The following is a 7,661-nucleotide window of genomic DNA, read 5'->3' on the forward strand; positions in this document are numbered from 1 at the left end:
AAGGGATCTCGGGTCCGCAGCGGCCAGTTCCAGCGGTGGGCCTTGATTGATCGGAACGGGCGTATTCGGGGCGGCGTCGCCCGCGAGAAACCGCAAGAAACCGCCTTCGCCCCACACAACGAACTGGGGAATCTGCAAGTTTGCGTCGAACTGTTGGAGATTATCGTGAATGGCTTCGTAGGGCCGCAGGTCGTCCCGCAGTTTCGGTTGTCCCGGCAAGCCCATCGCCGCTGTCAAGACTTGCCTGACGACCGGAACGATCAATTCATTGGTGATAGAACCTCGAAACAGCGGATCAAAGCTGTTCGAATCGGTGCTCAGGAATTCGTCAATTTCTGCAAGGCCGAACGATCCGCTGGGAAGATGTGCCGTGATGTTTTTGATGAAACCATCCAATTCGTCGATCGTCTGGTCGATGGCAAGCGAGACCGCTTCGGCATCTGGGACCGCGGCGATCTTTTCGGCAAGCGTGTCGTAGCTTCCCGAGAACAGGTCGATCGCCTGGTAGACGGACGCGACAATCGGCTCGGCGATAAACAGCCGCGCGAGGGACTCAAACGGTCCCCAGTAAGCATCGGTCAAGTATTCCGTCACCCAAGGATCGAGTAGCGTCGCTCCGAGCGTGTCGTTTTCATAAAACGCGTTCAACATTTCAGCTCCGGTGCTGCCGCCAAACGGAGGTGCCGTGTAAACGACGTTGGAAACCGCCTGCTGCAGCGCCGGGTCACCGGTCGCTTGCAGGAGCGCCAGCGCCGCGCGAGTGTCGAGTCCACCGGCGCTGTGGGTCAAAAAGTTGACTTGCGACTCGTCACTCAAAGGGCCGACGCGACCGAGCTGATCTTGCAGTAACTCCAACAGGTCTTCGGCGTGGTAACGAGCCAATCCATTGACGTTGTAACTCGACCGGGCTTCGGCAAAGTCGTACGACAACGCCGGAATATGGCACGACGTCACATCAAGAAGATCGGGGCACTCCAGAACCCAATTCTCGGGATCAAAAAGCCCGGCAAATATCTCGCTAAGGCTATTGAGTATAAATTCTTGGGCAGACGGTTTTCGCAGAACGTTGTTGGGATCGGCTAAATCGTCGAGTGTTTGGACCACCGCACCACTGCGATCGAAGGAGTCATTCTCCGGGTCAAGATTGGGATCTCCGAAGTCGGTTGACCAGAATTGAATTCCGTAAGTCTCGATACCCGCGGAACCTTTCGCGTAACTTTGGCCGTCGGTGATGTCGGCGAGGTTTTGGAAGTACAATCCTGTTTCTCCCCAGCCCGAACCATCATCGTTAAAGCCTTTGACATAGAGGATCGGCAACTGCTCACTTTGCCCCTCGGCGACCGCCGGAATCCGTGTGACGGGTGTTCGAACGCGCTGGGTCCGCAAAAGCCTGCTTGCGGGGACAGAAAGTCGAGGGTCGTTGGCCGGACCGAAGGGTGGTGGGTCATTGGAGATCGGTGCACGAAACTCCAAGGGCACGGGAAGTTGAAGACGCGGCGATGAAGGGATCCAGCCGTCCTCGAGTCGTTCAAACACTTCGTATCCGCCGGGCGGCAAGGCCGAAAACTCGTACAGCCCTTGCTCGCTGATCGGATCGATGACTCCGTTTCCGTCCAGGTCGACGCTGGACGTGACCGTCAGAAAGGACTCACCGGTCCGACTGTTAACGGCCTGAATGGTCCATCCATCCAGCCCCGGCTCGACGAATGCACCGGTTTCGGCGTCCACGTCCCGGGCGCCGTTGCCGTTTTCGTCGGCGAACTTTTGCCCCGAGATAGAAGCCAACCGAAACTGATTTCCGAAATCGAGTCCGTCGATTACACCAATCGAATCGACCTCCACTGCGTAGGACCCGGTCAATCGCTGAGTGAAAAGATCGCGTCGCGCGTTTGCGTCGTTCGCAATCAGGTTGCTGCCGTCAGATGCCATCGCGATCACGCTGGCATCTTGACTAAGCACTGCCTGCAAGGCGAAGTGGTCGCTCTCTGCGATCAGCGACTGGCCAACCCGCTTGGTGACATCGAGTGTTCGATCGTGAAAAAAGACGTCCGGCCCGTCGTTCGTATCGCTTGCAATCAAATCGCTCGCGTACGAGGTGAACAACACGTTCGTACCGTCAGCGTTCAGACTTGCCCCGCTGCTCGGCCCGTTGCCGTGCGTGACGCGACGGAGCCTGCCGTCGGTCCAATCCGAAACGTAGACATCGATCTGGCCGTTTGTATCGCCGGGCACGAGATTGGTCGCGGTGGTCGCAAATGCAACGACTTGTCCATCGCCGCTGATGGCTGGCGCGAAACTGTCTCCGTTTGCGGCTTGCCCACCAGCACCGCGACTTGCGAGCGCCAGCTCGTTTCGTGCTCGATCGTAGACATAGATGTCAAGATTCAAGTCACGGTCGCGATCGTCAAGCGTCTGCGCACCCGACGAAAAGACGACGTATCGACCGTCGTCACTGAGACTGGGTTGAAAGCTTCCCCGATTCGATTGAGATCCGTCGCTCGCGATGCTGACGCGTTCGGTAAGCCCCGTGTGCAAATCGGTCACAAAGATGTCGGCGACTCCGTTGGTGTCACCGGGAACCAAATTCGATGCCGTCGACTCGAACGCAACGAACCGACCATCGCCGCTGATAGCCGGTGCAAAGCTGTCCTCATTGCCTTCGTCCAGATCCAAGTTTGCACTCACACGCCGAGTCACGCCGGTGCGACGATCATACGCAAAGATGTCACTGGCGACGTTGCGGTCGTCTTGAACCAAGTTTTGTGCGACAGAACGGTAAACAACAAGATTGCCGTCGCCGCTGATCGATGGGGTGTAACTGGCGCCGTCGGGCTGATCGCCATTGACCGACAGCGAGACGCGTTCGATCGATCCGGTCACCGTGTCTTTGACGAAGATGTCACGCAATCGGTTGGTATCGTCGGCAACCAAGTTGGATGCTAAAGAAGAAAATGCGATGAACCGGCCATCCGCGGAAATCGATGGCGAATCGCTTTGGCCGTCCGATTCGGTTCCGTCCGCGGCTGTACTGATGCGATCGAGTGGATTGACAGGAAAGGTTTGATGCCATCCGAATTGCTGCGTCTCGCGTAGCTGGTAGGCCCCCAACGCAACTTCCTCGAAGACGTACGCACCGCTAGCATCTGTGACAGCGGTTTGAAGGATCTGTCCCGTGAGAGGATCGAGCAATTCGATGGTCCAACCAGGCAGCCCTAATTCGTCAGTATCTTGGATTCCGTTTCCGTTAACGTCGTCAAATTTGATCCCGCGAATTTCCGACAGTGGTTCCCGTACTTCCAGTCCGATCTGCCCCGTGTCGCTACCACCATCCTTGTCGGTCACTGTCACGGTAATCACATAGTTTGTCGCCGAATCGGGGATCGGATAGGTCCTGTTCACCGAGAAGTCTCGTTCAACGTCGGAGAGCGCAAGCTCCGTCGGTGGAAAGCCATCACCCCAATCGATCAACACCGTTTGCGTGTCGTGGCCGGGATCCTCGAATTGTCCGACAAGCGTGGCGACATAATCATCGTCGATTTCGATCGAGAGCCTTGGCACACCAAAGGCTCCACGCATGTCGGGTGCAACATTGGCAATCGAAAGCGTTGTGGATGCGATGTCAACGTCACCGTCTGTATCGGTGACCCGGACGGCGATGGTGCGCGGTGGATCCACATCGTCATAGAACGTCACCGGCAAGGTCGCGCCAAAGTACTGCGGATCGAATGTCGCGCCGTCGTAATCGAGATCCCAATGGTAGTTGAGCGTCTCGGACGACTGTTTCGCAGAGAAGCTATTGGTTGCGTCGAGTATGAATTGCGTTCCTTCGACGCCGCTGTAGGGACCGCCGGCGTCGGCGATCGGCGGGCTGTTGATCAACGTGGTGACGACCAGTTCGACCACCGAGTCGCTGCCCGGTATCGTCATACCAACGTCCGACGCATTGTCGCTTGCCGGCCCAGAGACACCGCTAGCCTGCAGCACCAAATACCGACTCGAAAGCGTCGGCTGGTAGTCGCCGAGTAGTTCGACGCGGATTCGATCGAGCTGCGCGTTTCCTCCGACGGTGACGCGGTCAAAATGAAGCCCTGCCGCATCGTCACCATTTTCATCTGTCGCCGGGCCACCGATCTCGACCAGATATTCCCCCTCAGTAACAATCAAGTCTCCGCTGATGCCCAGGATGCCGGGCGACATCCCAGGACTGATCGTGCCGCCCGATTGCAAAACCGAACCATTGATTTGTCCGTCGCCGACGAGTTGACCGCCGCGTAGGTTCAGGTCGCCACCGACAACCTCGAACGCGCCATTGGACAACTGCAACGTTCCAGATTCCTGGTCAAAGCCGGCGAATTCCACGTTCTGTCCCGCCACTATGAAGTCGCCATGATTGACGAAATCCGCTTTGCGAGTCGCCACGCCCGACGAACCGACCGAATCGTCGATCGTCCAACGGCCGTGGTTCTCAACGTTCCCGCTCTTAAACACGGGGGTGACGAGATTCCCGCCCGACGCGTCGACAAACACGCCCCTGTTCACGATCGAGCCGTTGTCAAAATGAATGCTCTGCCCCTGCCAATCAGCTTGACCTTCATTGATCAAGTTGGAACGGATCGTCAGCCCTGTGTCGCCCGATAAGCTGCCCAGGGTCAACCGTTTCTCACTCGTGATCGTTCCACCGCCCAGCGTGCCGCCCAGAAACTGGAAGTGCTCGGTGACGTTGACTGGGGCTGAGGCAACGATGGAACCGCCGTTCATGGTCAGGTGGGCAAGGGAAACTGCGGTATCAAAATCGACGCCGCCTTCAATCAGCAGCGTGCCGTCGACATCCATCGCCCCACGAATCGTGTTGTTACTGGTCTCGATGACAAGCACGCTGCCTGCTTCCGATCGCACCGACGATTTGGAATCCAGCGTGAAATTGCTTCGTAACGTCAGTTCGGTGCCGGGAAGCAAATTGAAGTGCCCGGTGTGCGTCAGCGGCGTGCAACAATCTCCGATCGCAAGCTTGCCCGAATCGAGCTGCAATGTCCCGTGATTGTAGAATCGTCCAAAAAGATCCGCTTCATCGTCGGCGGCGGACGGAGCATCATGAATCCAAGTCGCTCCCGATTCGTTGACGATCGTTGCGGGCGGGTTGAAGGCTCCCGGCGGCAGGCTGTCGGCATTGGACGTCGTCGTCAGCGTTCCATGATTGCGAATGGTCGAACCGTTCGCGTTGATGTCACCGCCGGACCAGATAGATGCATCTCCGTAGGCGTTGATCGCGCTACGGATCAATGCATGTTCCCGATCGCTATCGATCAAAAGATTCCCCATCACCTGCAGGTTGATCGAGTTGATTTGGGCTTGGTTCCATCTCAAGTCGCCGTCGATGGTCAGTCGAGTCCCGGACGGTGCCTGCAACGAGTCACCAAAATCGGTGCGCACCCCGTCAAGAGTGAGTCCGGCGATCCAGGAATCTTGATTGATTTGCAAGAGACCTTTCTGCTGTACTTGCAGATCGGCGGCGCTCCGCATGGAACGGACGCGAAACCGATCGCTGCGGTCCGTCTCGATCAGCAGAGTTTCCCCGGCGTATTGCTCCGAAACGACGACATTTTCATAAAATCTCGGCGGCCGGCTCGATGGCGTTACCGTTCCATCGGCATCTCGAATCGCCCAGTTTGCTCCGTTAAAGACGCTGTGGTTGTTGCCCTGACCGACCCAGACGCGTGATGGCCTTCCGATTCGGTAATCTTCGACTTCACCGCTGTCGACCAAACCATCCGAATGGGGATCGGCGACGAAGTCGGTGTCGGAGCTGAGTCGCAGCCTGGCGTAGGTTGTGAAGACCGAGTTTTCTGGAGGCTCGGGAAACACCAGCGTCACGGTCGCGGCATCCGAGCCGATCGGGACATCGGCGACCGCTCGCTCGACGGCGTCGTCAAAAACACCGTCCTGGTTGAAGTCGATCCAACCGGCCAGTAGCGCCGGCTTGTCGGTGAGGTTGGTCGCAACGACTTGGATCTCCGGCTGTCGGCCGGGCAATAAGTCGAAGTCTTCCAAGTTTCCACCGACGACACCGTCTTCGTCGTCACCGCGAGTGATGGTTGCGCTTAAACGCGTCGAGTCAGAGTTTGAGCTTGAATTGGCGTCGATCACGAAGTCGACGATCGAACCTTCGGCCACGTCAACCTCGGGCAACGTGAAAGTGAAACCGCGACCGTCTTCGCCTTCAATCACGTCATCGAAGACCAGGACCGAATCGGCGTAGACCAATAGGCGCGTGCCGTCACCAGCAGCGATGTCACTCTTGCGTACCCGACCTTCGATGGCAATCTGTCCCGTGTCGGTCGAACCGGCGACCCAGCGTGCAACCAACCGGTGGCTCGCGGCGGCAACGCGGGGGTGAAACGCGAGTTCATCGCCGCTGGGAAAACCCAAGAAGTCGCCATTTGAACCATCGGTGTGATCGGATGCAGGATCTTCGAACGCGTTGAGCGTTGTGTCCCACGCGAGCCGTTGCAGATTGGCGGAGCCGCTACTCGGATCGATCGACTCGCTGACCAAGTATTGCCAAGTGCCCCCGCCTGCGGCGTCTGAATCGACGGAGGCTCCAGCGGTCATGGCCGCAGGATCGACGGCGGCAATGAAGTCAGCCGCGAGATCCGCGAGCACCGTTGAGTAGTCGTCAGCCTTCGCGCCCGATCCCTGCGCGGCTCCTGAATCGCCATCGACCCACCGGCCGAGAAACAGGCCGGGCACAATTTCGTGTGCCGCTCCATCGCTCTGCGATCTCGTCGCGTAGTCCCCCGCCCCGGAGAGATCGCTCGCGTCGGGAGCGTCGCCGTAGTCAACGGCCAGCAGACGTCGAGACTCCAATTGCTCCACCAAGAGGTTGCGTCTGGATACACATCGGCGGTGGCGTCTCAGTGATTTTACGGGTTTTCGGCGGTATTTCCCGTCGCCGAGCTCATGCGATCGATTCATCATCTGCGTTTCTTCGTCAGGTATCGCGAACTGGAAGACGCAAAGCGAAATCCGATGCATCACGGTCGTAGACGCCAAAGGCGTTCGCTTTGTCGGGGGTTCCCCAAGACGCGATGTGCAGGCGAAGCAAGAAACGGACAGAGAATTTTGATTTTTTTCTCGACGATGTGCAGAATAGGACGTGACCGACGTGACAACTGCGCTCCAACCCAGTACACCGTGCTCGATGGATGATCCCGAACAGAGCGATCTCGACCCTGCAAACTCGCAGTCCCCCGATGCCGGTGAAGAGTTCATCCTGTTGCTGCGAGCCGCAAAGTCGGGCTCCCAGCAGGCGATGAGTCAATTGATCCGACTTTCGCAACCCTATCTGATGGCAATCGCCAATGCAGAGATGAATTCGGACATTGCGGCCAAGGTTGGCGCGTCAGACGTCGTCCAGAATTCGATGCTTTCGGCGCAACGCTGTATCGCCGATTTCAACGGGGAATCCAGAGAAGAACTTTTGGCCTGGTTGCGCGGGATCCTACTCAAGGATTTGAAGCAAACCAATCGACACTATCGAGCGGCGAAACGGAACGTCAACCTGGAACTCCCCATGCCAGACGAGAGTGTCGGCAACCAAGCAAGCAAGTTCGTCGACCTCGGTGATTCGCCCTCCACAGCGGCCGCGTTGAAAGAACAGGAGA

Annotated in this window: 1 protein-coding gene and 1 pseudogene; one reads left to right on the forward strand and one right to left on the reverse strand. The window is 57.8% G+C overall.

What is annotated here, in order from left to right:
• Positions 1-6,864: SdrD B-like domain-containing protein (locus ABX749_RS14585; RefSeq protein ID WP_372896622.1), on the reverse strand; the 6,864-nt coding region annotated here is incomplete at its 3' end.
• Positions 6,865-7,198: 334 nt separating this feature from the next.
• Between ABX749_RS14585 and ABX749_RS14590 the strand changes: the two are divergent.
• Positions 7,199-7,661: pseudogene (locus ABX749_RS14590) on the forward strand (hypothetical protein); the annotation flags it as partial.

It is taken from the genome of Stieleria sp. (assembly GCF_041595215.1).
GTDB classification, from domain to species: Bacteria; Planctomycetota; Planctomycetia; order Pirellulales; family Pirellulaceae; genus Stieleria; species Stieleria magnilauensis.